At 73.2% G+C, this 24049-nt stretch carries 17 protein-coding genes and 3 tRNA genes; 9 read left to right on the plus strand and 11 right to left on the minus strand.

Translation table 11 applies throughout. The annotated features are described in order from the left end of the window. Positions 1-135: 135 nt before the first annotated feature. Positions 136-4554: a CheR family methyltransferase gene (locus WME76_RS14795; protein WP_437960770.1), complete on the plus strand. Its 4419-nt coding sequence runs from the start codon at positions 136-138 to the stop codon at positions 4552-4554. Positions 4555-4582: 28 nt separating this feature from the next. Here the strand turns inward: WME76_RS14795 and WME76_RS14800 are convergent, their stop codons facing one another. The 4 genes from WME76_RS14800 to WME76_RS14815 form a co-directional block, all read right to left on the minus strand. Further along, complete coding sequence (locus WME76_RS14800) at positions 4583-5281, minus strand: Uma2 family endonuclease (RefSeq protein ID WP_437960771.1); 699 nt, start codon at positions 5279-5281, stop codon at positions 4583-4585. A gap of 196 nt (positions 5282-5477) precedes the next feature. After that, positions 5478-5554, minus strand: a tRNA-Asp gene (locus tag WME76_RS14805). Between the two features lie 87 nt (positions 5555-5641). After that, a tRNA-Asp gene (locus WME76_RS14810) sits at positions 5642-5718 on the minus strand. A gap of 40 nt (positions 5719-5758) precedes the next feature. After that, positions 5759-5830, minus strand: a tRNA-Val gene (locus WME76_RS14815). 355 nt (positions 5831-6185) lie between these two features. Here WME76_RS14815 and WME76_RS14820 point away from each other — a divergent pair. The 3 genes from WME76_RS14820 to WME76_RS14830 all read left to right on the plus strand — a co-directional run bounded on the left by WME76_RS14820 (position 6186) and on the right by WME76_RS14830 (position 9140). Further along, complete coding sequence (locus WME76_RS14820) at positions 6186-7169, plus strand: ATP-grasp domain-containing protein (protein WP_437960772.1); 984 nt, start codon at positions 6186-6188, stop codon at positions 7167-7169. Then, positions 7166-8293 carry a carboxylate-amine ligase gene (locus WME76_RS14825; RefSeq protein ID WP_437960773.1) on the plus strand — a complete coding sequence of 376 codons (1128 nt, stop codon included), beginning with the start codon at positions 7166-7168 and terminating at the stop codon, positions 8291-8293. Before WME76_RS14820 ends, WME76_RS14825 begins: the two co-directional genes overlap by 4 nt. An 82-nt stretch (positions 8294-8375) precedes the next feature. Continuing rightward, positions 8376-9140, plus strand: a complete 765-nt coding sequence (locus tag WME76_RS14830) for a hypothetical protein (protein WP_437960774.1) — start codon at positions 8376-8378, stop codon at positions 9138-9140. Between the two features lie 123 nt (positions 9141-9263). On the opposite strand, the gene WME76_RS14835 is transcribed toward WME76_RS14830, so the two are convergent. Next, positions 9264-10697, minus strand: a complete 1434-nt coding sequence (locus WME76_RS14835; RefSeq protein ID WP_437960775.1) for a serine/threonine protein kinase — start codon at positions 10695-10697, stop codon at positions 9264-9266. A 64-nt stretch (positions 10698-10761) separates the two neighbouring features. Here WME76_RS14835 and WME76_RS14840 point away from each other — a divergent pair, with 64 nt between their 5' ends. The 3 genes from WME76_RS14840 to WME76_RS14850 all read left to right on the plus strand — a co-directional run bounded on the left by WME76_RS14840 (position 10762) and on the right by WME76_RS14850 (position 13764). Beyond that, positions 10762-11097: a hypothetical protein gene (locus WME76_RS14840; protein ID WP_437960776.1), complete on the plus strand. Its 336-nt coding sequence runs from the start codon at positions 10762-10764 to the stop codon at positions 11095-11097. A 363-nt stretch (positions 11098-11460) separates the two neighbouring features. Then, positions 11461-13098 (plus strand): hypothetical protein, encoded by a 1638-nt coding sequence (locus tag WME76_RS14845; protein ID WP_437960777.1) that lies wholly within the window; start codon positions 11461-11463, stop codon positions 13096-13098. Positions 13099-13170: 72 nt separating this feature from the next. Next, positions 13171-13764, plus strand: a complete 594-nt coding sequence (locus tag WME76_RS14850; RefSeq protein ID WP_437960778.1) for a GNAT family N-acetyltransferase — start codon at positions 13171-13173, stop codon at positions 13762-13764. Between the two features lie 769 nt (positions 13765-14533). Here the strand turns inward: WME76_RS14850 and WME76_RS14855 are convergent. The 3 genes from WME76_RS14855 to WME76_RS14865 are packed head-to-tail and all read right to left on the minus strand — an operon-like array spanning position 14534 to position 20355. Then, positions 14534-15805, minus strand: coding sequence for an outer membrane protein assembly factor BamB family protein (locus WME76_RS14855; RefSeq protein WP_437960779.1), 1272 nt, complete (start codon positions 15803-15805; stop codon positions 14534-14536). Continuing rightward, positions 15792-17087 (minus strand): hypothetical protein, encoded by a 1296-nt coding sequence (locus WME76_RS14860; RefSeq protein ID WP_437960780.1) that lies wholly within the window; start codon positions 17085-17087, stop codon positions 15792-15794. The genes WME76_RS14855 and WME76_RS14860 overlap by 14 nt, the downstream gene beginning before the upstream one ends. 31 nt (positions 17088-17118) lie before the next feature. Further along, the gene (locus WME76_RS14865) at positions 17119-20355 is read right to left on the minus strand and encodes a sulfatase-like hydrolase/transferase (RefSeq protein WP_437960781.1); all 3237 of its coding nucleotides are present in this window, start codon (positions 20353-20355) and stop codon (positions 17119-17121) included. Here WME76_RS14865 and WME76_RS14870 point away from each other — a divergent pair. After that, positions 20354-20605: a hypothetical protein gene (locus tag WME76_RS14870; protein ID WP_433936818.1), complete on the plus strand. Its 252-nt coding sequence runs from the start codon at positions 20354-20356 to the stop codon at positions 20603-20605. The genes WME76_RS14865 and WME76_RS14870 overlap by 2 nt on opposite strands. Positions 20606-20660: 55 nt before the next feature. Here WME76_RS14870 and greA read toward each other — a convergent pair whose 3' ends face one another. The 3 genes from greA to WME76_RS14885 all read right to left on the minus strand — a co-directional run bounded on the left by greA (position 20661) and on the right by WME76_RS14885 (position 22407). Then, positions 20661-21140, minus strand: coding sequence for a transcription elongation factor GreA (gene greA / locus WME76_RS14875; protein ID WP_437960782.1), 480 nt, complete (start codon positions 21138-21140; stop codon positions 20661-20663). Positions 21141-21244: 104 nt separating this feature from the next. Continuing rightward, entirely contained in the window at positions 21245-21559 is a 315-nt protein-coding gene (locus tag WME76_RS14880) for a hypothetical protein (RefSeq protein ID WP_437960783.1), read from the minus strand. Beyond that, on the minus strand, positions 21556-22407 hold the full coding sequence (locus WME76_RS14885) for an outer membrane protein assembly factor BamD (protein WP_061614588.1): 852 nt from the start codon (positions 22405-22407) through the stop codon (positions 21556-21558). Before WME76_RS14885 ends, WME76_RS14880 begins: the two co-directional genes overlap by 4 nt. Before the next feature lie 119 nt (positions 22408-22526). On the opposite strand from WME76_RS14885, the gene WME76_RS14890 reads away from it, so the two are divergent. Further along, entirely contained in the window at positions 22527-24047 is a 1521-nt protein-coding gene (locus WME76_RS14890) for a sigma-54-dependent transcriptional regulator (protein WP_437960784.1), read from the plus strand. The last annotated feature ends 2 nt before the right edge of the window (positions 24048-24049 follow it).

Here is a 24049-nt window from a genome sequence, read left to right on the forward strand (position 1 = left end):
GCGCGACAACGACGCTGCCGTGAGGCGGGCCCGCACGAGATCGCGGTCGGGTAGTTCCTTATTCGGTGGTCGAGCTTGCCTTGCGCGCACGTTCGCTGGCTGCTGTCCCAGACGTGTACTAAGCGTCGGGGCGCCTTGATACAAAGTCACGAGGAGACCCGCGATGGTGCGCCGGGCGACGGGTCGCAGCCCCGGACGCGTTCGGCCGACAGCCTCATCGTCGCGTTCGGCGCGTCGGCGGGCGGCCTGGAGGCTTTCAGGACCTTCCTGTCGGCGATGCCGCCCGACAGCGGGCTCGCCTTCGTGCTCGTGCACCTGGATCCGCACCACGCGGGCGTGGTGCCGCAGCTCCTCGCGCCGCACACCGCCATGCCCGTGCGGGAGGCCGCGGACGGCCTGCCGATCGAGCCCGATCACGTCTACGTCACGCCGTCGAACGTCGCCACGACCCTCCACGACGGCGTCTTCCGCCTGAGCAAGCTCGCGGAGCCGCGGGGGCATCGCACCGCGATCGACGCGCTGTTCCGCTCGCTCGCGGAGGACAGCCAGCAGCGGGCGGCGGCGGTGGTGCTCTCCGGGTCGGAGCTCGACGGCGCGGTCGGTCTCAAGGCGGTCCGGGAGCACGGCGGGCTCACGATCGCGCAGCTCCCGGCGACGGCCCACCACCCGGAGATGCCGCGGCACGCGATCGCGACGGGGCTCGTCCACTACGTGCTCGCCCTCCGCGACATGCCGGCCGCGCTGCTCGAGCACGCGCGGCGCCTCCGCCTGGAGGGCGACCGCGCGCGCCTCGTCGAGGAAGAGATCGCCGAGCGGCTGCCGGAGATCTGCGCCCTGCTCCTCGAGCACACCGGCCACGACTTCCGTCAGTACAAGCGGACGACGCTGCTCCGGCGGGTGCAGCACCGGGCCCGGGTGCTGCGGGCGACCAGCGTCGCCGATTACCTGGCGCTGCTCCGGCGCGAGGCGGACGAGCCCGTGCAGCTCGTCCGCGACCTCCTCATCGGCGTGACCGAGTTCTTCCGCGACCCGGAGACCTTCGAGGTCGTTCGGCAAGAGCTCGTGCCCGCGCTCCTCGCCGGCCGGGGGGCGGAAGGCCAGCTCCGCGTCTGGGTGGCGGGCTGCGCCACCGGAGAGGAGGTCTACACGATCGCCATGCTCCTCACGGAGCACATCGCGACGCTGCCCGCGGCCCCGCGCGTCCAGATCTTCGGCACGGACGTTGACGACGAGGCGATCGAGATCGCCCGGCAGGGCCGCTACCCCGAGGAGGCGACGCAGCACATCTCGCCGGAGCGGCTCGCGCGCTTCTTCGTCCCCGAGGAGGGGGGCGCCCGCTCGGTGGCCAAGGAGATCCGCGATCTCTGCGTCTTCTCACGGCACGATCTCATCCAGGATCCGCCGTTCTCGCGGCTCGACCTGATCTCGTGCCGCAATGTCCTCATCTACCTCGAAGGCGAGCTCCAGAAGCGGGTGCTCGGGGTCTTCCACTACGCGCTCGTCGAGGGGGGCCACCTGCTCCTCGGCCCCGCGGAGAGCGTGTCGCAGCGGAGCGAGCTGTTCCGCGCGGTCGACGGCAAGCGGCGCATCTTCCAGAGGAAGCGCGGCGCCGGGCACGCGCCGCCGCGGCTCCCGTTCGCGGAGCGGACCAGGGCGGACCGGCGCGCGGGCGAGCCCTCCCGCGGCGCCTGGCCGCCCGACCAGAGCATCGAGCGCACCATCGAGCGGCGCCTGCTCGATCGCTACGGGCCGCCGTGCGTCGTCGTGAACGAGCAGGGCGACATCGTGTACCTGTCCGGCGAGACGGGGAAGTACCTGGCGCCCTCGACGGGGGCGCTCGACGTCAACGTCTCGAACATGGTGCTGCGCGCGCTGCGCCCCGAGGTGCGGTCGGCCGTGCACCGCGCCGTCAGGGCGCGCGAGCAGGTGGTGCACGAGAACATCGCGGTGGAGACCATCGCGGGCACGCAGCGCCTCAACCTCGTCGTGCGGCCCCTCGGCGACCTCGAGGACGACCTCGGCCTCTTCGTCGTCCTGTTCGACGAGCTCCGGCCGGCCGCGCGGGGGGAGGCGCCGCCGCCCGGGCCCCGGCGCGAGAGCGCGTCGCTCGTCGACCAGCTCGAGCACGAGCTCAAGGCCACGCGGGAGCACCTCCAGACGACCATCGAGGAGCTCGAGACCTCGAACGAGGAGCTCAAGAGCTCGAACGAGGAGCTCCTCAGCATGAACGAGGAGCTCCAGAGCCTGAACCAGGAGTTCGAGGGGCTGAACGCCGAGCTCAAGACGAAGATCGCGCAGCTCGACGCGGCGAACGGCGATCTCCAGAACCTCCTGCTCAGCGCGCGGATCCCGACGGTGTTCCTCGACGAGGAGCTCAGGATCCGCCGGTTCACGCCCGCGGCGACGGAGGTGTTCCGGCTGATCGAGGGCGACGTCGGCAGGTCCATCCTCGACATCACGGCGCGCTTCGACGCCGCGTCGCTCGCGTCGGACGCCCGCGACGTGCTGCGGACGCTCACCCCGCGAGAGCGGGAGGTGCGCCTGGAGGACGGCCAGTGCTGCTACATGATGCGGGTCCTCCCGTACCGCACGCTGGCCAACGTCATCTCGGGCGTGGTCGTCACGCTCGTGGACGTGACGACCCTGAAGGAGGCCGAGGTGCAGCGGGCCCGGCTCGCCGCGATCGTGGAGTCGGCCGAGCAGGCGATCATCGGCGCGACCGTGGGCGGGGCGATCACGACATGGAACGCCGCCGCCGAGCGGATGTTCGGGTACGGCGAGCGGGAGGCGCTCGATCGCCCCCTCCACGTCCTCGTCCCGCCCGAGCGCGCCGACGAGCTGCGCGCCGTCCTCGAGCAGGCGGTCGGCGGCGAGCGCCTCGACGCCCTCGAGACGGTGGGCGTCGCGCGCGGCGGCGGCCGCATCGACGTGTCGATCAACCTCGCGCCCATCCGCGACGCGTCCGGCAAGATCATCGGCGCGTCCGCGATGGTGAACGACATCACGCGGCGCAAGCGCGCGGAGGAGGCGCTGCGCGCGAGCGAGGAGGACTTCCGCTCGATCTTCGAGAGCGCCGTGGTCGGCAAGGTCCAGTGCGAGCCCGACACGGGCCGCTTCGTGCGGGTGAACAGGCGGTTCGCGGGCATGCTCGGCCACGAGGTGGCCGAGCTCCTCGGCAAGCCCCTCCACGAGGTCACGGACCCCGAGGATCTGGGCCGCGTCGGCGAGCTGTACCGCCGCCTGCTGCGCGGCGAGATCGCCGATTTCGCGCTGGAGAACCGCTACGTGACGAAGGGCGGGGAGCGCCTCTGGGCGAGCACCACGGTGACGGCGATGCGGGACGGGGGCGGCCGCGTCGTCCGCACGATGGCGGTGGTGCAGGACATCACGCGCCGCAAGCAGGTCGAGGCGGATCTCATCGCGGCGCGCGAGGCCGCGGAGCACGCGAACCGCACGAAGGATCAGTTCCTGGCCGTCCTGTCGCACGAGCTCAGGACGCCGCTCACGCCGGTCGTCACCGCCGCGTCGCGGCTGCTTCGCCGCGACGACCTGGCCGAGGACGTGCGGCGCGGCGTCGAGATGATCCAGCGCAACGCCGAGCTCGAGGCGCGCCTCATCGACGATCTCCTCGACCTGACGCGGGTGGTCCGGGGCAAGCTGGAGCTCGTGACGCAGACGGTCACGGCGCGCACGGTGCTCGAGCACGCGATGGAGATCTGCGCCGACGAGATCGACGCCAAGAGCATCCGGCTGACGCTCGACGTCGCGCCGGGCGAGCACTGGGTGTCGGCCGACGTCGCCCGGCTCGAGCAGGTGGTCTGGAACCTGCTCAAGAACGCGGTGAAGTTCAGCTATCCCGGCTCGCACATCGCGCTGCGGTGCTACCAGCAGGGCGAGCAGGTGGTCATCGAGGTCGGGGACGAGGGCGTCGGCATCGAGCCCGAGGTCCTGCCGCGGATCTTCGACGCGTTCGAGCAGGGCAACACGGCCACGACGCGGCACTTCGGCGGGCTCGGCCTCGGGCTCGCGATCTCGCGGGCCATCGTGCAGCTCCACGGCGGCACGATCACGGCGTCGAGCCCGGGGCGGGGGGCCGGGGCGACGTTCCGCGTCTTCCTCCCCGCGGCGAGGCCCCCTGCGGCCGCGACGCCGGCGCAGGCGAAGGCCGCCGGGGCGGCCGCGCCGAAGCGGTCGCTGCGCATCCTGCTCGTGGAGGACCACGAGGACACGGCGGAGATGATGAGCGAGCTGCTCACGCTGACCGGCCACACGGTGCGCATCGCCCGGACCGTCCGCGGCGCGCTCGACCTGACCGGCGCGGAGGCGTTCGATCTGCTCGTGAGCGATCTCGGGCTGCCCGACGGCAGCGGCACGGATCTGCTCGAGTCGCTCCGCTCCGCCGGCAGCGCGATCAGGGCGATCGCGCTGAGCGGCTACGGGATGGAAGAGGACCGCCGCAAGACGACGCGCGTCGGCTTCCACGAGCACCTGATCAAGCCGGTGAGCTTCCGCGATCTGGAGGCGGCGATCCAGCGCGTGATGGCGGCGCCCTGAGCGCCCCGGGAGGGGTCCGGGGCGCCTGCTAGGCCCGCGTACGCCCCTTCCGTGGGCCCTTCTTCGTGGCGGTCGGCGGCTTCTTGCGCGGCGCCGGCGCCGGCCCTTCCGCGGTGGCCGCTGGTGCGCCTTCCTGAGGCGCTTCCTCGGCCTCGTCCCAGAGCGCCGACAGCTCGAGCTCGATGGCGTCGAACGGCTCGGCCCGGACCCGGGCGCTCCCGTGGTGGACGCCGACGACGACCCAGCGCCCCGCCTCGAGCGCGAACACCTCGAGCGTGCGCGCGAGGGGGTCGAGCAGCCACAGGTGCCGGACGCCGTGGCGCGCGTACGCCGGCATCTTCTCTGCCCGGTCGGTGACCACGGTGCTGGGGCTCAGGACCTCGCACACCCAGTCCGGCGCGAGCGTGAACTTCGTGGTCTGGGGGAGCCGCGGCATGCGCTCGATGCGCCAGCCGGCGAGATCGGGGACCATGTCGTCCTCGTCCCCCGCGGGGCCGAGGAGGAGCTCTGGCTCATCCAGGATGCGCCACCCGCCCGGTCCACCGCGGCCGCGCTGGAAGGGCCCAACTATCTCCCCGGTCAGCGCAGTCGACGCGTGCGCGTGCGGCGGCGCGGGGCGAGGAAAGACGTACAGCGTCCCGCGGATGAGCTCACCGATCAGGTTGGGCGGGACGGTCTCGAGGTCGGCGAGCGTGGCGCGCTGGCGCTTCTCGGCGGGGAAGCCCATGAACGCACCCTGCGCTGCCCCCCTGCGGGAAGCAAGCAGGCCGGTCGCGACGACGACAGCCCATGCGCGCCTCGCGCGCGGCGCCTGCTCGTGCTCAGCTCCTCATGAGCCCGGCTTCCTCACAGGGCAGCATCGGTGATGCAGCCCTGCACAGGGAGGCTCGATGAACAGCGACCCGGAGACAGGGAAGGAAAGTTGGCGGGGTGGACGGGACTCGAACCCGCGGCCTCCGGCGTGACAGGCCGGCGTTATAACCAACTTAACTACCACCCCAGTCCGACTTCCTCACAGGACCGCATCCTCGATGCGGTCCTGAAGGAGGCTCAGATGAAAGGCGACTCGGAGACAGGGAAGGAAAGTTGGCGGGGTGGACGGGACTCGAACCCGCGGCCTCCGGCGTGACAGGCCGGCGTTATAACCAACTTAACTACCACCCCAAACTCACATCCAGACTCAACCCAGGCCCTGACCCAGGAGTGGGCGGGACAGGGGTCGAACCTGCGACCATCGGCTTGTAAGGCCGACGCTCTGCCGCTGAGCTACCCGCCCCGTCGGAGAGGTGCGCGACTCTACTCGCCGAACCGCGTCCGTCAACATCTATTTTCGCGACAGCTCCGTCCATGGCCGATCTGGCCTGATTTCGCTCGATCTCGTGTCGCCCTCGCGCCGGCTCGGGCCCGGCTGGTCCCCTCTGCTCCCTCGGGCTCTCCCTTTCACGCTCCGCTCGCACGCTCCGCGCCCCACGCCACCCGATCTGGGCTGACACGGGCGGATCGGGCCGCCTGCCCGCAGGTCGAGCCGACTCATCGCTACACTTCTAGCGTAAAATTCCTGGGTATCCGCGCTACGCTGTGCGTCAGCGGCGGTGGCCGTGAACAAACGTGGTGGGAGGAGATAGCAACGTATGGCGGAGAAGATCGGCATCCTCGTCGGCTGGGAGCAGTCGTTCCCGCAGGCCTTCCTCGAGAGGTGCAACAAGGTGCCGGGGGTCCGGGCGGAGATCGCGAGGATCGGCGGCACGCCCGAGCGCTTCGAGAGCCCTTACCGGGTGCTCATCGACCGGATCAGCCAGGAGGTGAAGCACTACCGCTTCCACCTGAAGGCCGCCGCGCTCGGCGGCGCGTTCGTGATCAACGACCCGTTCTGGTGGAGCGCGGACGACAAGTTCTTCGGCTACTCGCTCGCGTCGCAGATCGGCATCGCGACGCCGCGGACCGTCATGCTGCCCCAGCGCGACTACATCCCGGCGATCGTCAAGGAGCGCAGCCTCCGCAACCTCGAGTACCCGCTCAACTGGGAGGCGATCATCGACTACGTGCGCTTCCCGGCGATCCTCAAGCCCGCGGACGGCGGCGGCTGGAAGGACGTGTCGGTCGTGCGGACCCAGGAGGAGCTGTTCGCCGCCTACAACGCCTCGGGGCAGAACGTCATGACCCTGCAGGAGTTCATCGACTTCGACGACTACGTCCGCTGCATCTGCATCGGCAAGGATCGCATCCTCCCGATCCAGTACGATCCGAAGGCGATCGGCCCCACCGGGCTCCGCGGCTGCTACGTGCAGCACGACGACGAGCGGTGGCTCCCGAAGGCGCTGCACGACCGCATCATCGAGGACGCGACCACGATCAACCGGGCGCTCGGCTACGACATGAACTCGATCGAGTTCGCGATCCGGGACGGCGTCCCCTACGCGATCGACTTCACGAACCCGGCGCCCGACATGCACATCGAGCACCTGCGCGAGCGCTACTTCAACATCGCCGTCGACTGGATGGTCGCGTTCGCCGTGGAGTGCGCGCGCGGTGACCGCCGGACGCGCGACGGGTACGCGTGGTCGAAGCTGGTCCGCCCCTCCGCGGAGAAGGTGCGGCTCGGGGCCCCGAGATGACGGCCGTCGAAGGGCTCCTCGACGGCCAGTTCACGCTCGGCGTCGAGGAGGAGTTCCAGATCGTCGACGCGGAGACGCGCGAGCTCCGGTCGTACGTGAGCCAGCTCCTCGAGGGGGGGCAGGGGCACAAGCTCCTGCGCGAGCGGGTCCGCCCGGAGATGCACCAGTCCGTCGTCGAGACGGGCACCGGCATCTGCCGCGACGTCCGGCAGGCGCGGGAGGAGCTCGCCGAGCTGCGCAGCAGCCTGCGGGCGCTCGCGCAGCAAGGGGGGATGCGCATCGTCGCGGCGGGGACGCACCCGTTCAGCGACTGGAAGAAGCAGGAGATCACCGACGGCGAGCGCTACCGGGGCATCGTGGAGGACCTGCAGGACGTCGCGCGCGCCAACCTGATCTTCGGGCTGCACGTGCACGTCGGCGTCAAGGACCGCGAGGTGGCGATGGCCCTCGCGAACCAGGTCCGCTACTTCCTCCCGCACATCCTCGCGCTGTCGACGAGCTCTCCGTTCTGGCTAGGCCGCTCCTCGGGCCTGAAGAGCACGCGCAGCGAGATATTCAAGCGCTTCCCGCGCACCGGGATCCCGGGGCTCTTCGAGTCCCACGGCCACTTCCAGCGCTTCGTCGACCTCCTCGTGAAGACGGGCTGCATCGACAACGCGAAGAAGATCTGGTGGGACGTGCGCCCCCACCCGTTCTTCGACACGGTCGAGATCCGGATCTGCGACATGACCACGCGGCTCGACGACACGGTGGCGCTGGCGGCGCTCGTCCAGGCCGTCATGGGCAAGCTGTACCTGCTCTACCGGCGAAACCTGGGCTTCCGCGAGTACCGGCAGGAGCTCATCGAGGAGAACAAGTGGCGCGCCGTGCGCTACGGCATCGACGGGCAGCTCATCGACTTCGGCAAGCAGGAGCAGGTCCCCGTCCGCCTCCTCGTCGGGGAGCTGCTCGAGTTCGTCCAGGAGTCGGCGGAGATATTCGGGTCGCAGGGCGAGCTCGATCGGATCCGGGCGATCCTCGACGAGGGGACGAGCGCGGATCGCCAGCTCGCGGTCTACGCCCGGACGAAGAGCTTCGAGGCCGTGGTCGACGACCTGATCGAGCAATCGAGCCTGGGCCTGTAGACGAGAATTTCTGCTCGCGGTCCGGCTCTGCTACCGTGCGGCCGTGGCAATCGCTCCGCTTCGCTGCGCCGCAGCTCTCTCGGTGAGCTGCCTGCTCGCGCTGTCCGCCATGGCGGGCGCCGCGGGCTGCGCGTCGACCGAGTACGTCAACGAGGGGCCGGGGCAGCCGACGCCCCGGGCCTCGGGCTCGCTGCCGCCCGGCGCGATGGGCGTCTGCAAGCAGCCGTTCACGAAGCGTCCGCCGATCGTGAGCGAGGAGCTCTGGGCGCACGCGAAGCCGTGTACGCCCCGCACGCCGACCTCGTACATCCGGATCGGCTACGCGAAGGACGGCGCGGCGGGCGCCGATCCCGAGGCGGAGCAGCTCGTCCAGCGGGTGCTCGAGGCGCTCGCCGAGGGGACGAAGCCCGACGACGGCAACAACAAGGTGATGGGCGCGATCCGCGCCGTCCGGGCCTACGCGGCGAGGAAGGACGAGCTGCGCGCCCGGATCGTGCGGGACTCGGCGTCCGAGCAGACGTGCGACGTGACCTACCTGCTCAACACGATGTCCGCCGCGCGGAGCAAGCTGTCCGGGGGCGACGCGTGCACCGCGGAGGTGTTCGATCCGGAGGCGCGCGCCGAGGCGTGCCTCTTCGACGCGAAGCGGCCCGAGGGGATGTGGCTCTCGAGCGGCTGGTCCTGCATGACCTTCACCGGCGCGCTCGGGAACGAGGCGTCCTGCCACCAGCTCTGCGGCTACGACGACTACTGCGCGCGGCAGGTCTACTGCGCGGCCGGCGACGTCAACCTCCTGCTCTGCACGCTCGGCGTCTGCCTCCCCGAGCCGTCCTCCGGCATCAAGTGACGTCCCCCGGGCGGGCGGTCGTCCGCGCCGCCGCCCGGCGACGATGAACGGCGGCGCGCGCGGCCCGGCGCTGGCGGCGACGCGAGGCGGCGCGGCGATCCCGGGCCGGCCCGGCGGGCGAGGTCAGTCCGCGAGGAGGGCGCTCAGCCGCTCGAGCACGCCGCGGAGCGCCTCGCGCGCGCCGCGGAGGTGCTCGCGCCCGTCGCGCACGAGCCCGTGCACCGCGCCGGGCACGGGCAAGATGCCCGCGCGGGCCGCGAACGCCGCGCCTGAGACGAGCAGCAGGACCACGAACAGGGCCAGGCGGAAGCGGCGGCGCCACCGCCGCCGGGGGCGCGGCGCCGGGGTGACCAGGGCCGGCGGCGCGGAGGCGACCGGCTGCGCGAGGCCGGCGGAGGGCGGCGCCTGCGAGCTGGACTTGGGGGGCGCGTCGTCGAGGGAGACGGGGAGGATGCCGGCGAAGGTGGCGGGGAGCGGCGTGCTCCCGGCCGGCGCCTGTTGCTGCCTGGCGCGCCGGTCGCCACGCACCGTCGACGTGGTGCGCTCGCCCCGCGACGTCATGCGGCTGTCCGCGAGCTGGATCGCCGTCGCGAGCTTCTTCCGGCGCTCCGCCACGATGTCCCCGAGCGTCTCGCGGACGAAGCGGCCGACGTCGCCGTCGGTGACGGGGGTGCCGATCGAGATGGCGATCTGGTCGAGCGTGCGCTGGAACGACGCGCAGTCGTTCCAGCGGTCCGCCGGGTCCTTGGCCAGCGCGCGCTCGATCGCCACCGCGAGATCGAAGGGGACGTCCGGCATGAGCTCGCGGAGGGGGACGGGCGCGAACCGCAGGATGTTCTCCATCGTCTTGGCGTCCGTCCGGCCGCGGAACGGGTGGTAGCCGCTGAGGGTCGTGTAGAGGAGGACGCCGAGCGAGAAGATGTCGGAGCGCCGGTCGACCTTGCCCGACGTGAGCTGCTCCGGCGAGAGGTACGGGATCTTGCCCTTGAGCTGGCCGACGACGCGCGTCTCGTGCAGCCGGCCCGTGGCCTTGGCGACGCCGAAGTCGACGATCTTCACGATGCCGTCGAACGACACCATGACGTTCTGCGGCGAGATGTCGCGGTGCACGAGGTCGACGAGCTTCCCCTCGTCGTCGCGGAGCTCGTGCGCGGCGTGCAGGCCGGCGCAGATGCTCGAGGCGATGCGCAGGAGGATGGGCAGGGGGACGCCGCCGGTCGATTTGACCTGCTTGTTCAGCGTGGAGATGGTGTCGCCGTCGACCCACTCCATGACGATGTAGAGCACGCCGTTCTCGTCGCCGAGCTCGACGATCTCGACCGCGTGGGGGTGCCGGATGCGGGACGCGAGGCGGGCCTCGTCGAGGAACATCGCCTCGAAGGCCGGGTCGTCGCCGAACTCCGGCAGCATCGTCTTGATGGCGACGATCTTCTGGAACCCGCGGGAGCCCACGAGGCGCGCCGCCCAGACGGCCGCCATCCCTCCACGGGCGACCGGCATGAGGATCTCGTAGCGGCCCAGCGTGTCTCCAGGCTTGAGGTCCGACAAGATCTGCACGCGGTGATCCTAGAAGGGGGAGGCGGAGTTGGAGGGGTGGTGCTCGAGTGCCGCCGTTACGTTCGTGGAGGCGCGCAGCCTCGACGTCGGCCGGAGCGACAGCGCCGTCGCCCCGCACGTCACGAAGGAGGTTCCGCGAAGCCAGGGTGCCACGAAGCGGACACGGACCTCAAGTTCGGGCGCGAAGGCGGCCGAGGGTAATGATCTCATCGGCTTCCGGGCCGAAGCGCTCGCGCCGGATCCAGCCGTGACCGTCGCGATCGTCCTGACGATCCGCCACGGGATCCGGGAAGCGCGCGTGGGGGCCGAGGCGCTCGACGCGGAGCCGCTGGCCCGCGGGGAGAGAGCCCGTTCAGGCTTGACATCGGCTGCGAGCGCCAGCGCGCAGCCGTGTTCGTGAGCGCTCAGCTCGCCGGGCCTGAGGCGGATGACCCCGGCGCGCAGCGACGCGCCATCGCGGCTCTGCGCGGGCGTCGCGCGCTCCCTGGACGCCTTCGCCGCGCCAGCGCTCCTGCACGCAGGGCGCCGCGCGCTGGGCAGGCGCGCGGCGTGGGAGAGGCTCATCGAAGCAGAGGGTACGCGAACGCGGCCGGGCAGGGGAGTGAAGCGAGCGCCGCGATGGAGATGGTGTGCGCGACGATGTTCGCGTGGAAATGCAGGCGCGAAATGAGAATGGAGCGCCGCGAAGAACGCGGCGGCGGGCGCGGGAGACGCGGGCCGCGGAGTCGTGGTACAGGGGGAGCGACCTGCTCGACGAGGCCTCATGGAAGCCAGTTTGCGCCCGATCCCGCCGCCGCACGACGAAGACGACGAAGACGTGCACTGGGCGCTGTCGACAGCGACCGCCCTGTGGGCGCGGGGCGAACGCGAGGAATCGCTGAGATGGCTGCGCCGCGCCGCGGAGCAGGCCTCGGACGCCAACGCCGACCTGCGCGCCCTCGAGCTCTTCAAGGCCGCCGCGGAGGTCGCGCAGAAGATCTCGGCGATCGATGCGGCTCCGGCGCCCGCCGCCGACGCGCCGCCGACGGCCGGGAGCGTGCCGCCGAAGGCGCCGCTGAGCGCGCCTCCGCAGGCGCCCGGCGGCCCTCCTGCAGGGGCCAGCGCGCCGCCGCCCAAGCCGGGCGCGCCGGGGCCGGGGGCGCAGCCGTCCCGGCCGCCGAGCCCGCCGGGCGCGGACGCGGGCCGGGCAGAGCGCGGCGGCGCGGGCGCGAGCTCGCCGTCGGCCGTGAAGCGGGCGCCGCTGGTCGGCCCGGGAAGCGCGCCGACGGGGCCGGTGACCCCGACGGCGGCGTCGGCGCGCGACGCCGGTGGGCCGCGGCCCGCGGCCGGGGCGGCCCGCTCGGGGCCCGAGCGTACCCCGATGCCGGTCAAGTCAGCGGCCGGGCGCGCCATGACCCCGACGCAGCAGTCGCCTGCCGGGCGCACGCCCGGCCCGCCGCCGGCGCTCCCGGCGGGCCCCATGGGCGCGGCGCCCGGCCCGACCAAGGGGCGCGCGATCGCGGGCTTCACGTCGGCCCAGACGCGGGTGTCGTCGACGACCGCGGTGACCGAGGAGGTGCCCGTGGTCAAGCTCCCGGCGGCCAGCGTGCGCGCGGGCCGGGGGCCGGGGCAGGGCGCGGCGCTCAAGGGCGCGAGCGACGAGCAGCACGCGACGGAGGTGGATCCGCCGGCGGACCAGCGCGAGACGGTGCCGACGAACATCGTGGGGGCGCCCGGGCGGCTGCCGCTCGTCGGCGCGGCCTCGTCGCAGGAGGCGACGGAGCGGCGGCCGCGGCTCTGGCCCGAGGGCGACGACGAGGGCACCACGCGCCGCCCGCTGACCGCGCAGGAGCAGCGGGTGCTCATGGAGCACCGGATCGAGGACCTCGACGAGGAGACGCCGATGCTCGGCCTGGAGCAGATGGCGGGCGACGGCGAGGAATCCACCGAGGCTTCGCGAGACGCGCGCGCGGAGGCCGACGGGGCCGACGATCGCGGCTGGACCGAGGCCGAGCCGGATGACGAAGACGGCGCCGCTGCGGATCAGCAGGCGGAGCCGACCCTGACGAACGGGGAGCGCGCGGGGGCGAAGCCGGCCAAGGGCGCCGACGGGAAGGCCGCGGCCTGGGGGCGCGCCGCGGGCAGCGACGACCGCGGGACCGCCGGGGTGGATGCCTCGTGGAGCGATGCGCCTTACGAGGGGGAATGGCAAGCGCCGCCACCGAGGCTGCCGGCGTCGCAGATCGAGCCGCTGCCGGCGCTGCGGGTCGCGGTGATCGGCATCTCCAGCACGGGGGAGCTGCGGCTCGTTCCGATGGACGGGAGGAACGCTCCGCCGCGGGGCGCGGCGCTCGGGATCCTCGTTCCTTTGAGCCCCGGGGACGGCGAGACGATCGCGCGGCTGCTCCAGCTCCGAGGCTGATCCGCCGCGAGGATGCGGCGCGGGTTCGGCAAGAAGTGGGGCAATCCGCGCATCGCGCGGTAGCCTCGAGGAATGCATGACGATCGGACGGCGCCGAAGCGCATCCGTGTGACGGGACTGCAGGAGGCCCAGCTACCGACGCTCGTCGCGCTGGAGCAGGCCTGCAAGGCGATGTACCACGAGAGCGGCTTCGACGCGGCGGACGTCCCGGCGCGGACGCTCGCCGAGATCATCGCGCTGACGCGGCGGCACGACGTGCGCGTCGCGGAGGCGGACGACGAGGTGGCCGGCTACCTGGCGTGGCGCGACGAGGCGCCCGGGGTCGCGTACCTGGAGGAGCTCGCGGTGCACCCGGACCACCAGCGACGCGGCATCGCCACGCGGCTGCTCGCGGAGCTCCTGGAGCGGGCGCGGGAGGTCGGGATGGAGCAGGTGGTGCTGCGCTCCAGGGAGAAGGCGAGCTGGGCGCAGGCGTTCTTCAGGAAGGCGGGGTTCGCGCCGCTCGGCGACGAGGCGCCGGAGAAGGTGCGCGCGTGGCGCGGCGAGCAGGAGGCGTCCGGGAAGCCGCTGGTGCGAGACGGCGAGGTTGTCTTGTGGGCGACAATTCCGTCGAGAGCGCACGACGAACCGAGCGACAGCGACGACGACGAGCGCAGCGATAGCTGAACCCGGGCAGGCCGGCCGGTAGCAGGGGGCAGGCCGGCGGCCCAGGAGCAGGGCGCGCGACAGAGGGGGGCGCTGACCCGGGGGGGGTGGCACTGACCGGGGTCGGAGTCGGACCGACCGAGGCTGAGCCGACCGGGGTTGAGCCGACCGGAGCCGACCGACGTTGGGCTGAGCCGACCGACGTTGGGCTGAGCCGACCGGGGTTGAGCCGACCGGAGCCGACCGACGTTGGGCTGAGCCGACCGGGGTTGAGCCGACCGGAGCCGACCGACGTTGGGCTGAGCCGACCGGGGTTGAGCCGACCGACGTTGGGCTGAGCCGGCCGAGGTTGAGCCCTGAGCCGAAGGCCCCGAACACCGCCCGGGAGCTGAGTTGACATAATGTTTCTTATGCGATCCAAGCCCGGTCCTAGGGCAGGGGGCTTTCCCCTCGGATTCAGCAGGAAATCCGAGCACATGGCGTCCATTGACCGGGCTGCGAACCAGGCGCCGTCACCTGGCGCGCCGCAACCTGGGTCGGGTCCGCCGACCTGGGTCGGGTCCGCCGCCCGCTGCGCGCGAACCCGGGTCAGCCTCCGCGCCGCAACCCGGGTCTATCCGGCGGCACCCCGCCAAGACCACCGCGGCCGCCCTTCAGGGCCTCACGGCGCACATCCCGACCCGTCGCCGCTGCGAACGCCGTTACGCGCCCTCTGCCCCGGCCTCCTGGCGCACCCCCGCGCCCTCTTCGGCCCGCCGGCCTCAGAGCGTCACCCTCCCGGAACGCGCGTTCAGCCCTTCGGGACCGGCGGCGTCTCGACGTCCAGGCTGAGCAGCGCGCCGCCGTTGGTCATGACGAACGCGCGCCGGCCATGGGCGGCCGGCGTCATCGCGATGCCGCCGCCGGTCTCGATGCCGTCGATCACGGCCCCGTCCAGCGGCGAGAACAGGAAGAGCCCGTAGCGCGTGGTCGTCACCAGCAGCGCCCCGGCGAACGGCACCGGGGCCGAGATGCCTCCGTCGGGCAGCTCCCGGCGCCAGATCGTGCGGCCGTCCTCGGGATCGATGGCCCACAGGCCGGTCATGCCGGACGACGCGAGGAGCACCTTCCGCTCGGGCACGACCGGACCGCCGCCGCTCCGAGGTTGATGCGCCGGCTGGTGCCACAGCACGAGCTCGGTCACGCCGACCGCCGCCTCGTTCACCCAGGCCCGGGTCCCGTTCTCGGCGTCGAGCGCGAAGACCCCGCCCGCGTAGCCCGCCACGAAGACCACGTCGCCCGAGGCGATGCGGCCGAAGACCGGCGTGGTGTCCGTGTCGAGGTACTTCGGCGTCTGCCCCCCCGCGCTCTGCTCGGCCTCGGCCGCCAGATCGACGAGCGCCCACTGCTCGGACCCGTTCTTGAGGTCGTACGCCATCACGACCCCGTCGGAGAACGCGGTGTAGACCTTGTCCCGCCCGAGCGCCGGGCCGGCGTACCCGGAGATCTCCATCCCGAACGCCGGCGTCCGGTGCTGGTGCCACCGCATCGCGCCCGTCGCGGCGTCGAGCGCGATCAGCGTGTCGTTCGCGTTCGTCACGTAGACCACGCCGTCGCGCAGCACCGGCCGACGCGTGACCTCGGCGTTGGTCATGAAGCGGTAGAGCAGCTTGCCGTCCGAGGCGCGCACCTTGTAGAGCGCGCCGTCGTTCGAGCCGAAGTAGACCGTGTCCGACGCGGCGTCGTAGTGCGGCTCGCTCTGCACCGGGCCGAGCGTCTCGAAGCGCCAGAGGACGTCGCTCGTGTCGGCGCGCACCGCGTACAGGCCGTGGTCGCTCGAACCGACGAAGATGCGCCGGTGCTCCACGTCGATCTCGGGGCGGCCGCGCTCGTACGCCTCGCCGACCTTGCGCGTCTCGGCGGTGAGGTCGCGGCGCATCGTGATGCCGAGCGCGCTCCCCGGGTGGTGCAGCCAGAGCGGCGCGTCCGGCGCCGCGGCGACGCCCAGGTTGCCGCAGCCGCCCAGCGACGCGAGACCCAGGCCGAGGAGCGCGACGCCCGCGACGCGGCTAGTGCTGCGCATCGCCCGCCTTCTTCTCTGCGTTCTCACGCGCCCGGCGGATGAGCTGCTCGATCTCCTCCGGCGTCATCGACTGGCCCTTCGGGCCGCCGAACGCGGCGCGGGGCGGCACCGCGGCCGGATCGATCTTGCGCAGCATCTCCTCGACGACCGCCCCGAGGAACTGGAACGCGGGGCCCTCGGTCGACGGCGCCTGGAGCTTCTCGTGCGCGCTCTTGAGCAGCTCCTTCGCCTTGTCGCTCTCGCCCTTGGCCAGGTGGATCCGCGCCTGGTGGTACTGCGCGAGCTCCTTGTAGCCCCGCATGTCGATCGCCTCGAGCTCCTTGAAGGACGCGAGCGCGCCGTCCAGGTCGCCCTTGCCTTCCTTGGCGAAGCCGATGCCCTCGATGGCGCGCCCCTTCACGTCGGGATCGGCCCCGGCGAGCGGCGATGAGACCACCGCGCTGTACGCCTCGAGCGCGTGCGCGTAGTCCTTCTTGTCGAGCAAGACGCCGGCCTGCCCGAGCTTCGCCAGGATCGCCGCCCCGGAGCCGCCGTGCTCGTCGATGACCTTGTTGTACGCGGCGAGCGCCGTGTCCGACCGCTCGTCCGCGGTCTTGAAGGTCCTCGCGACGTCGAGCTCCTTCTCCTCGTCGGTGCGCGAGTCCTCGGCGAGCACCCTGCCGCGGTCCGCGGCCACCGCGCTCGCGAGCGCCGACGACGACACCGCGTCCTTCTTGTCGGCGCGCGAGAGGTAGAACAGCACGCCGCCGGTCGCGACGAGCGCCGCCAGCGCGCCCCACTGGAGGATGTGGAAGTTCTTCTTGATCCACCGCCCAGCGCCCGTGGTCATGCGGCTGAGCGCGTCCTCGACCATCTCGCCCGGCAGGAGCTGGACCGGGCGGCGCCCGGCGGCCTGCTCCCTGCGGCGCGCGAGCAGCTCCTTCGCGCGGGCGTTCTTGTCCCTGGGCAGCTCCTCGCCCGTCGCCTTCTTCTTGCGACGGCGCGTGGCGGCCTCCTCGCGGCGACGGGCAGCGCGGTTCGGCGCGGCCTCGACCGCCTCCTCGCCGGCCGCCGCGTCCGTCGCGGCGGGCGCCTCGTCCTCGTCGGCGACGCCGAGCGCCTCGGCGACGCGCTGGGCAGCGTCATCACCGCGCTCGTCGTCGGCGTCCGTCACCGGAGCGCCGCGAGGTGGCCGCGCCGGGGCCGCCTCCGCCGCCCCGTCGTCGCCATCGCTCCGCGCGGCAGCGCCCTCGTCACCCCGCGCGAGATTCTCTTCGGCCTTCTCTCGGTCCTTGTCCGACACGCGGCGGACTCTAGTCTCGCGGCCTGCGGCGTCAATCTGGCCGGTGAGCCGCGGGCGCTTCATCGCCAGAGCGCGGCGGGGCGCCGGCGTCGCCCGCGTCGCCAGGGGACCAGGGCGCGGGCGGCGGGGGCGGGATCTCGTCGCTCAGCGGGACGACCGCGCACGCGAAGACCTCGACGTTCTGGGTCGCGTAGACCACGAAATCGGCGTAGCTGCCCGGCTGGGCGCCCGTCGCGGGCGGCAGCGCCGCGAACGCCTCGGTCGGCTCGCTCCCCGGCGGGATGACGAGGGTGACCGCGCGGTCCGCGTCGAGCTCCGGCGCGCTGGCCGGGACGATCGACGCGCCGTCCCGCTTCGGCGGGCGCGCGCCGCGCTTCGGGCTGCCGAAGCGCACCTCGCCGGGGCGGCCGTCGTCGGTCCGCGCGCGGCAGAGGACGCGCACGCCCTTGCCGTTGCCGGCCTTCGGGATCACCACGCCGAGCCCCACCCCGCTCTTCGCGAAGCGGCGCAGCCGGCCGAGATCGCGCTCGCGCGGCCCGCCGAGCAGGTCGAGGATGTCGGCCCGGAGCGCGAAGCCGAGCCCCCCGGGCAGCGGATCGGGCGTGCCCAGCATGCGCAGGAGCGGCGCCCGGAGCTCCGGGCCGGCGCCGAGCTTCACCAGGGCCTCGGCGATCGCGACGCGCGCCGTCTGGTACGGCTCCTGGCTCAGCCGCTCGGCGAGCGCCGGCCGCGCGGCGTCCTCGCCGATGGCGGCGAGCGCGGCCGCGGCGTGCGGGCGGAGCCGCACGTCGCCGAGCGCCGCGATGAGCGGCGGCAGCGCGGCCTTCACCCGGATCTTCGCGAGCGCCTCGACGATCTCGCGCGCCCGCTCGAACGGCGTCACCTCGGCCGGATCGGGGGTGCCGCCGTCCTGCTCCGCGCCCCGGACCACCTGCCGGAGCCACGCCACGAGCACGTCGTCGCCGCGGCGATCGCCCGCCTCCGCCAGCGCGAGCGCCGCGAGGCGGCGCCATTTGCGATCGGGATCGACGACGAGATCGCGCGTGAGCGGCGCGCCCTCGCCGAGCCGCGTGAGCGAGAGCGCGGCCCAGCGCCGCACCTCGTCGTCCTCGTCGCGCACGAGCGCGAGCCGCAGCGACGGGGCGGCCTCGGCGCGGCGCAGATCGAACAGCACCTCGCCCGCCTTGCGGCGGATCGCCACGTCCGCGTCGTCGAGCAGCGCCGCGACCTCGACCACCGCGTCGGCGTCGCCGGCGATGCCGCGGCGGAGCGCGTCAGGCCAGCCCTTGCCCTCCTTCCGGAGGCCGCGGACCTCGTAGCGCCCGTGCGACGCCTCGACCGCGCGCAGCTCCGACCGCATCGCCCCGAGCTCGGCCGGGCGCAGCGCGGAGATGTCCTGCGCCTGGCGCGGATCGGTCGCCACGTCGTAGAGCGCGCAGGCGCCGATCTTGCGCGCGCAGACGAGCCGCAGCGTGCCCTTGGCGAGCAGCGTCTGCGTGTCGGTCTCGGCGAACGCGAAGCCCGGGAGCGAGGGCGGCGCGCCCGGCGGCGTCGCCTGGCGCTGCTCCGCCGCCTCGTCGCCGCCCGCGAGCAGCGGGCCGAGATCGGCGCCACGCACGCGCGCCGGCCGCGGGATGCCGAGCCCCGCGAGCACCGTCGGCAGGAGATCCACGAGCTGCACCGGCGCCTGCACCGCGCGCGGCGAGAGCAGGCCGGGCGCGCTCACGATGAGCGGGACGCGCGCCTGCTCCTCGTAGACCGTGGTCCCGTGGTAGCGCCCGCCGTGCTCGCCGAACTCCTCGCCGTGGTCGGCCGTGACGATCACGACCGCGTCCGGCCGGCGCTTGCGGATCTCGTCCACCATCGCGCCCACGCCCGCGTCCGCGACGGCGATCTCGGCGTCGTAGCGGTCGATGTCGCGATCGCCGAGCGGGTGCTCCGGGTGCGCCTCGTACGGCTCGTGCGGCTCGAAGAGGTGCACCCAGAGGAACGCGCGCTCGTCCGACCCGAGCCCGGAGAGATAGCTCCGCACCTGCTCCACCCGGAGCTGCGCGCTCGCGAACTCGATCTTCTGGTACTCGAAATCGAGCGCCCGGTCGCGCAGCGCGCCGAAGCGCTCGCCGTCGATGAAGAACACCGCCGGCGGGTAGAAGCCCGCCGTCTTGTAGCCGTAGCGGCGGAGGTGCTGCGCGAACGTCTCGGAGTCCTCCCCGAGCCCCTGCAGCACGAGCGGGCGGATGTACTTGCCCGTCATGAGGGACGACACGGCGTACGACGTGTGCGGCGTCGGCGTGTAGGCGGCGTCGAAGCGCACGCCCTCGGCGGCGAGCCGGTCGAGGTTCGGCGTGACCTTCCGGCTGTAGCCGTACGCCCCCACGTGGTCGGCGCGCAGGGCGTCCACGCTGATCAGCACGATGTCGCGCCCGCGCAGGTCGATCGCGTGCCCGCTCGCGCGCTCGTCGAGCGGCGCGGCGTCGAGCGGCTCGGGCGGCGAGAGCACGGCGGCGAGCTCGACCACGTGGCCGAGCAGCGGGCCGTGGGTCGCGTAGATCAGCCGGATGTTGTCCGCGAGCGCGAGCCTGTCCGCCGCGCCGGGCGCGAGCGCCGCGCCGAACGCGAACAGGACGAGGGCGAGCGCCGCGCGCACCAGCCTGGGCGAGCGCCGGTCGCGCTGCTCACGTTGCTCACGTTCACCGCCGTCGCGCGCCGCGCGCACGGGCAGCGCCGGGGTCGCGAAGGTCGCCGCCGCGAGCGTGAGCGCCGCGAGCCCGAGGTGGAAGGCGGCGTAGAGCCGCGGCAGGATGCGCGCGTTCGCGACCTCGAGCAGGACGACCGCGCAGATCGCCGCGAGGAGGAGCCACCGGCCGGCGGCGACGGCGCGCGCTCGCTTCAGGGCGCGGGCGACGCGCGGCGCCGCCGCGAAGGTCGCGCCGGCCGCGACGAGCGCCAGCGCCGCGACGAAGGGCGCCCGCCGGCCCCCCTCGAACATGCGGCCGGCCGAGACGCCGAAGCCCACCGCGCCGCCGAAGGCCCCGGCGAGCAGCGCGGCCACGGCGCGGAACCCCGTGCGCTCGGCGCGCATGACGATCTCGAGCACGGCGCCGAGGAGGGCGGCGCACGGCGCCGCGGCGGCGAGCGCGAGCGGCAGGAGATCGCGCGCGGCGCGGCTGAGCTCGTAGGGCCCGACGAGCTCTCGCCACCGCAGGGCGCCGACGACCACGAGCTCGGCGAGCGCGAGCGCCGCGAGCGCGAGGTAAGCGTCCGCCATGCGCCACCCGATCTCGGTCTCCAGCTTCCGCGGCGGGGCCTCGGAGTTCCCGCTCGGGAACGTGGCGCGGCTCGGCGCCGGCGCCGGCGTGGACGGCCGCGACGGCCCGGCCTGCGGGCGCGGCGCCGCCGGAGCGCGGTGCCCCGGCGCGCCCTGGACGGAGGCGCCCGCGAGCGCCTCTGCGGCGGCCGTCGCGTCAGGCCGGCTGCTCAGGGCGCCTCGCCCGGAGGGCACGGGCCCCCCCGGGTGACGGCCGGCGCCCCCATGGCCCCGCGGGCGCATCGGAGCGGCCCCGTTGCGAGCGGTCATGCGAAGGTGACTTCGAGGATCTCGTAGGTGCGCGGCCCGGCCGGCATCATCACCCGGACCTCCTCGCCGACCTCGTGCCCCAGCAGCGCGCGCGCGAGCGGGGAGGCGACGGAGATGCGACCGACCTTGAGATCGGCCTCCTCGGGCCCGACGATCTGGAAGCTCTGCTGCTCGTCCGTGTCCACGTTCGCGAGCTTGACCTTGGCGCCGAACTGGACCTTGCTGCCGCTCAGCTTCGACGGATCGATCACCTCGGCGCGCGAGAGCGTCTGCTCGAGGTAGCTGATGCGCGCCACGATCATGCCCTGCCGCTCCTTGGCGGCGTGGTACTCGGCGTTCTCGGAGAGATCTCCGTGCTCGCGGGCTGTTCCGATGTCCTTGACGACCTGCGGGAGGTCGACCTCTTTCAGCCGTCGCATCTCTTCACGGAGCCGCGCTTGCCCCTCGGGCGTCATCGGTACTTTCTCGGAGGACATGGTGGGACGCTTTTAGCATGGCTCCCGGCCGGGAGACGACGTTGCCAGGCCGGCGGACGCGGAACGACCCGGCAGGCGCCGCCCGCCGGGGCTGCCGCGCTTCCCTACCCCCGCCAGCGCACGATCTTCCGCGGCGGCCGCCGCGCGTGGGCGTCCGCCGACTTCGTCGCGCTCCGGACGAGGGCCGCCGCGGTCCGGGAGAGGTCCTCGGGGCGCGGCCCGCCCGGCGGCACGGCCGCGGCGTCCACCGTCGCCGTGGCCGCGCCGGTCGCCTCGGCGATGCGCACCTCGACCGGGACGTCCGCGTCCGGGAGCCGCACCAGGCCGCGGTAGACGAACTCGCCCGGCGCGCCCTCGGCGTCGGTCTGCTCCAGCACGTAGCGAGCGCCGGAGGACGGCCGACCGGCGGCCTCCGTCACAGCCGCGGCCTCGAGCGCGCGGGGGCCGACGCCGCCTTGGCGGGCGCGCGGCCGGCGCCCATCTCGTCGAGGAACCGCCGCGCGGTCACGGCGAACGGCCCGCCCCAGTCCCGGATGACCGACTCGAACACCGCGCGCGCCTCGTCGCGCTTCTTCATCTTGAGGAGCGTCTCGCCCTTGAGCACGAGCGCCTCAGGGTCGAGCCCGGAGCCCGGGAACGTCTTCAGCGCGTAGTCGATCCGCGCGAGGGCCGCGTCGAAGGCGTCCTCCTTGAGGTAGTAGCGCGCCACGTAGAGCTCGTGGCGCACGAGCCGCCCCGTCACGACCTCGAGCATGTAGGCCGCGTCCTCGCGGTAACGGCTGCGCGGGAACTGCCGGAGGAACGTCCGGATCTCCTTGTGCGCCTCGATCGTGGTCGCCTGATCGCGCTCCTCGGCCGGCGGCAGGAACACCGTGTCGTCGATGTCCAGGAAGAGCGCCTTCGCCATCCTGTACTTCGCATACTCGACGTTCCGATCCGTCCGGTGCTCCTGGATGAACGCGCGGTACGCCGAGATCGCCTCGGGGTACTTCCCCTGCTCGAACTCGAGGTCGGCGATCCGGAGATCGGCGAGCCGCGCGTAGCGGCTGTAGGCGAAGCGCCGCTTCAGCTCGGTGAAGAGGGCGCGCGCGTCCTCCCAGTCCTTGGCCTGGAAGGCGGCCATCGCCTCGTTGTACGCGGCGCGCGCGTCCTCGGTGTACGTGAGGGTGGCGGTGCGGCCGTCGTTGAATTCGAAGTCGCAGCCCACGAGCCCGCCCAGGGCAGCGAGGCACCCGGCGAGGGCGAGGACAGCGGCGGAGGGTCTCATCGAGCACGCCTCGTACCCAATCCGGCGCCGGCGCGCCAGGGCTTCCGCCGCGGAGCCCGGCCGTGGGCGCTTTGCTCCCGCGTCGTGGCGCGCGGCGGAGCTGGGGTATGGTCGACGCCATGCCCGCTTCCTCTCCGGCGTCTCCTCCAGCGGCCCCGGCCCCGACGCTGCACCCGGGCGGCGCCGCCGCGCCCACGGTCCTCGTGGTCGACGACGAGCGCAACATCCGCCGCACCCTCGGGCTCGTCCTGCAGGGCGAGGGGTACCAGGTCGCGGAGGCCCCGAGCGCCGAGGCGGCGCTGGAGCTGCTCGCGCACGGCGACAGCCCCGTCGACCTCGCCCTGGTCGACCTGCTGCTGCCCGGCATGAACGGCCTCGATCTGCTCCAGCGCGTCCGCCAGGACGACGCCACGCGCGAGCTGCCGGTGATCGTCATCAGCGGCCACGCGACCGTCAACGACGCCGTGAAGGCGATCAAGCTCGGCGCCAGCGACTTCTTCGAGAAGCCGCTCAACCGCGAGCGCGTCCTGGTGGGGGTCAAGAACGCGCTGCAGAACTCGCGGCTCGCGCGCGAGGTCGAGGACCTGAAGGCGCAGGTGCAGTCGCGCTACGAGATGATCGGCCAGAGCCCCGCGATGCAGCGGCTGTTCAAGGAGATCGATCGCGTCGCGCCCACGAAGGCGAGCGTGCTCATCACGGGCGAGAGCGGCACGGGCAAGGAGCTCATCAGCCGCGCCATCCACCGGCTGTCGCCGCGGGCTCGGGGCCCATTCGTCCGGGTGAACTGCGCCGCGATCCCGCGCGAGCTCATCGAGAGCGAGCTCTTCGGGCACGAGCGCGGGGCGTTCACCGGGGCGAGCGGGCCGAAGCGGGGCTTCTTCGAGCAGGCCCACGGCGGCACGCTGTTCCTCGACGAGATCGGCGACATGGACCTCGCCGCGCAGGCCAAGGTGCTGCGCGCGCTCCAGTCGGGCGAGATCTGCCGCGTGGGCAGCGAGCACAGCCGGCACGTCGACGTCCGCGTGCTCGCCGCGACGAACAAGGACCTGTCGCGCGAGGTCGCCGCGCTCCGCTTCCGCGAGGACCTGTTCTTCCGCCTCGCGGTGTTCCCGATCAAGAGCCCCGCGCTGCGCGACCGCATGGAGGACCTGCGCGCGCTCGCCGACGCGTTCATGGCGGCGTTCTGCAACGAGAACGGCCTCAAGCAGAAGGCGATCGACCCGGTGGTGTACGCCGCGCTCGAGCGCCGGAGCTGGCCGGGCAACGTCCGCGAGCTGAAGAACGTGATCGAGCGGGCGGCGATCCTCTCGAGCGACGTCGTCACCATCGCCGATCTCCCGGAGGATCCGCACGAGAACCCGTTCGAGGACGACGCGCAGGGCGCCGCCGGGGAGGGATCGATCGCGCCGCCGCCGCCCGGCGCGGCCGAGCCGCCCGCGGGCGCGGCCCGCCACGAGCCGGAGCGCCCTCGCCTCACGCTGCGCGAGTTCCGCGACCGCGCCGAGCGCCGGTACATCGTCGAGGTGCTGGCCAGCCTCGACTGGAACATCTCGCGCGCGGCCGTGGTGCTCGGCGTCGAGCGCACGAACCTGCACAAGAAGATCCGCGCGTACGGCATCCAGCGCGGCGAGGCGCCGTAGCG

Origin of the sequence: Sorangium sp. So ce119, assembly GCF_051524405.1 — a bacterium.
GTDB lineage: Bacteria > Myxococcota_A > Polyangia > Polyangiales > Polyangiaceae > Sorangium > Sorangium cellulosum_G.

Bases quoted from the DNA above. Each gene is read 5' to 3' on its own strand.
- WME76_RS14800 (WP_437960771.1), bottom strand. From the start codon at position 5,281: ATGGGCTTCCCCGCCGAGAAGCGCCAGCGCGCCACGCTCGCCGACCTC.
- WME76_RS14845 (WP_437960777.1), top strand. From the start codon at position 11,461: ATGGAAGCCAGTTTGCGCCCGATCCCGCCGCCGCACGACGAAGACGAC.
- WME76_RS14890 (WP_437960784.1), top strand. From the start codon at position 22,527: ATGCCCGCTTCCTCTCCGGCGTCTCCTCCAGCGGCCCCGGCCCCGACG.
- WME76_RS14870 (WP_433936818.1), top strand. From the start codon at position 20,354: ATGCGCCACCCGATCTCGGTCTCCAGCTTCCGCGGCGGGGCCTCGGAG.
- WME76_RS14850 (WP_437960778.1), top strand. From the start codon at position 13,171: ATGCATGACGATCGGACGGCGCCGAAGCGCATCCGTGTGACGGGACTG.
- WME76_RS14885 (WP_061614588.1), bottom strand. From the start codon at position 22,407: ATGAGACCCTCCGCCGCTGTCCTCGCCCTCGCCGGGTGCCTCGCTGCC.
- WME76_RS14865 (WP_437960781.1), bottom strand. From the start codon at position 20,355: ATGGCGGACGCTTACCTCGCGCTCGCGGCGCTCGCGCTCGCCGAGCTC.
- WME76_RS14825 (WP_437960773.1), top strand. From the start codon at position 7,166: ATGACGGCCGTCGAAGGGCTCCTCGACGGCCAGTTCACGCTCGGCGTC.
- greA (WP_437960782.1), bottom strand. From the start codon at position 21,140: ATGTCCTCCGAGAAAGTACCGATGACGCCCGAGGGGCAAGCGCGGCTC.
- WME76_RS14820 (WP_437960772.1), top strand. From the start codon at position 6,186: ATGGCGGAGAAGATCGGCATCCTCGTCGGCTGGGAGCAGTCGTTCCCG.
- WME76_RS14855 (WP_437960779.1), bottom strand. From the start codon at position 15,805: ATGCGCAGCACTAGCCGCGTCGCGGGCGTCGCGCTCCTCGGCCTGGGT.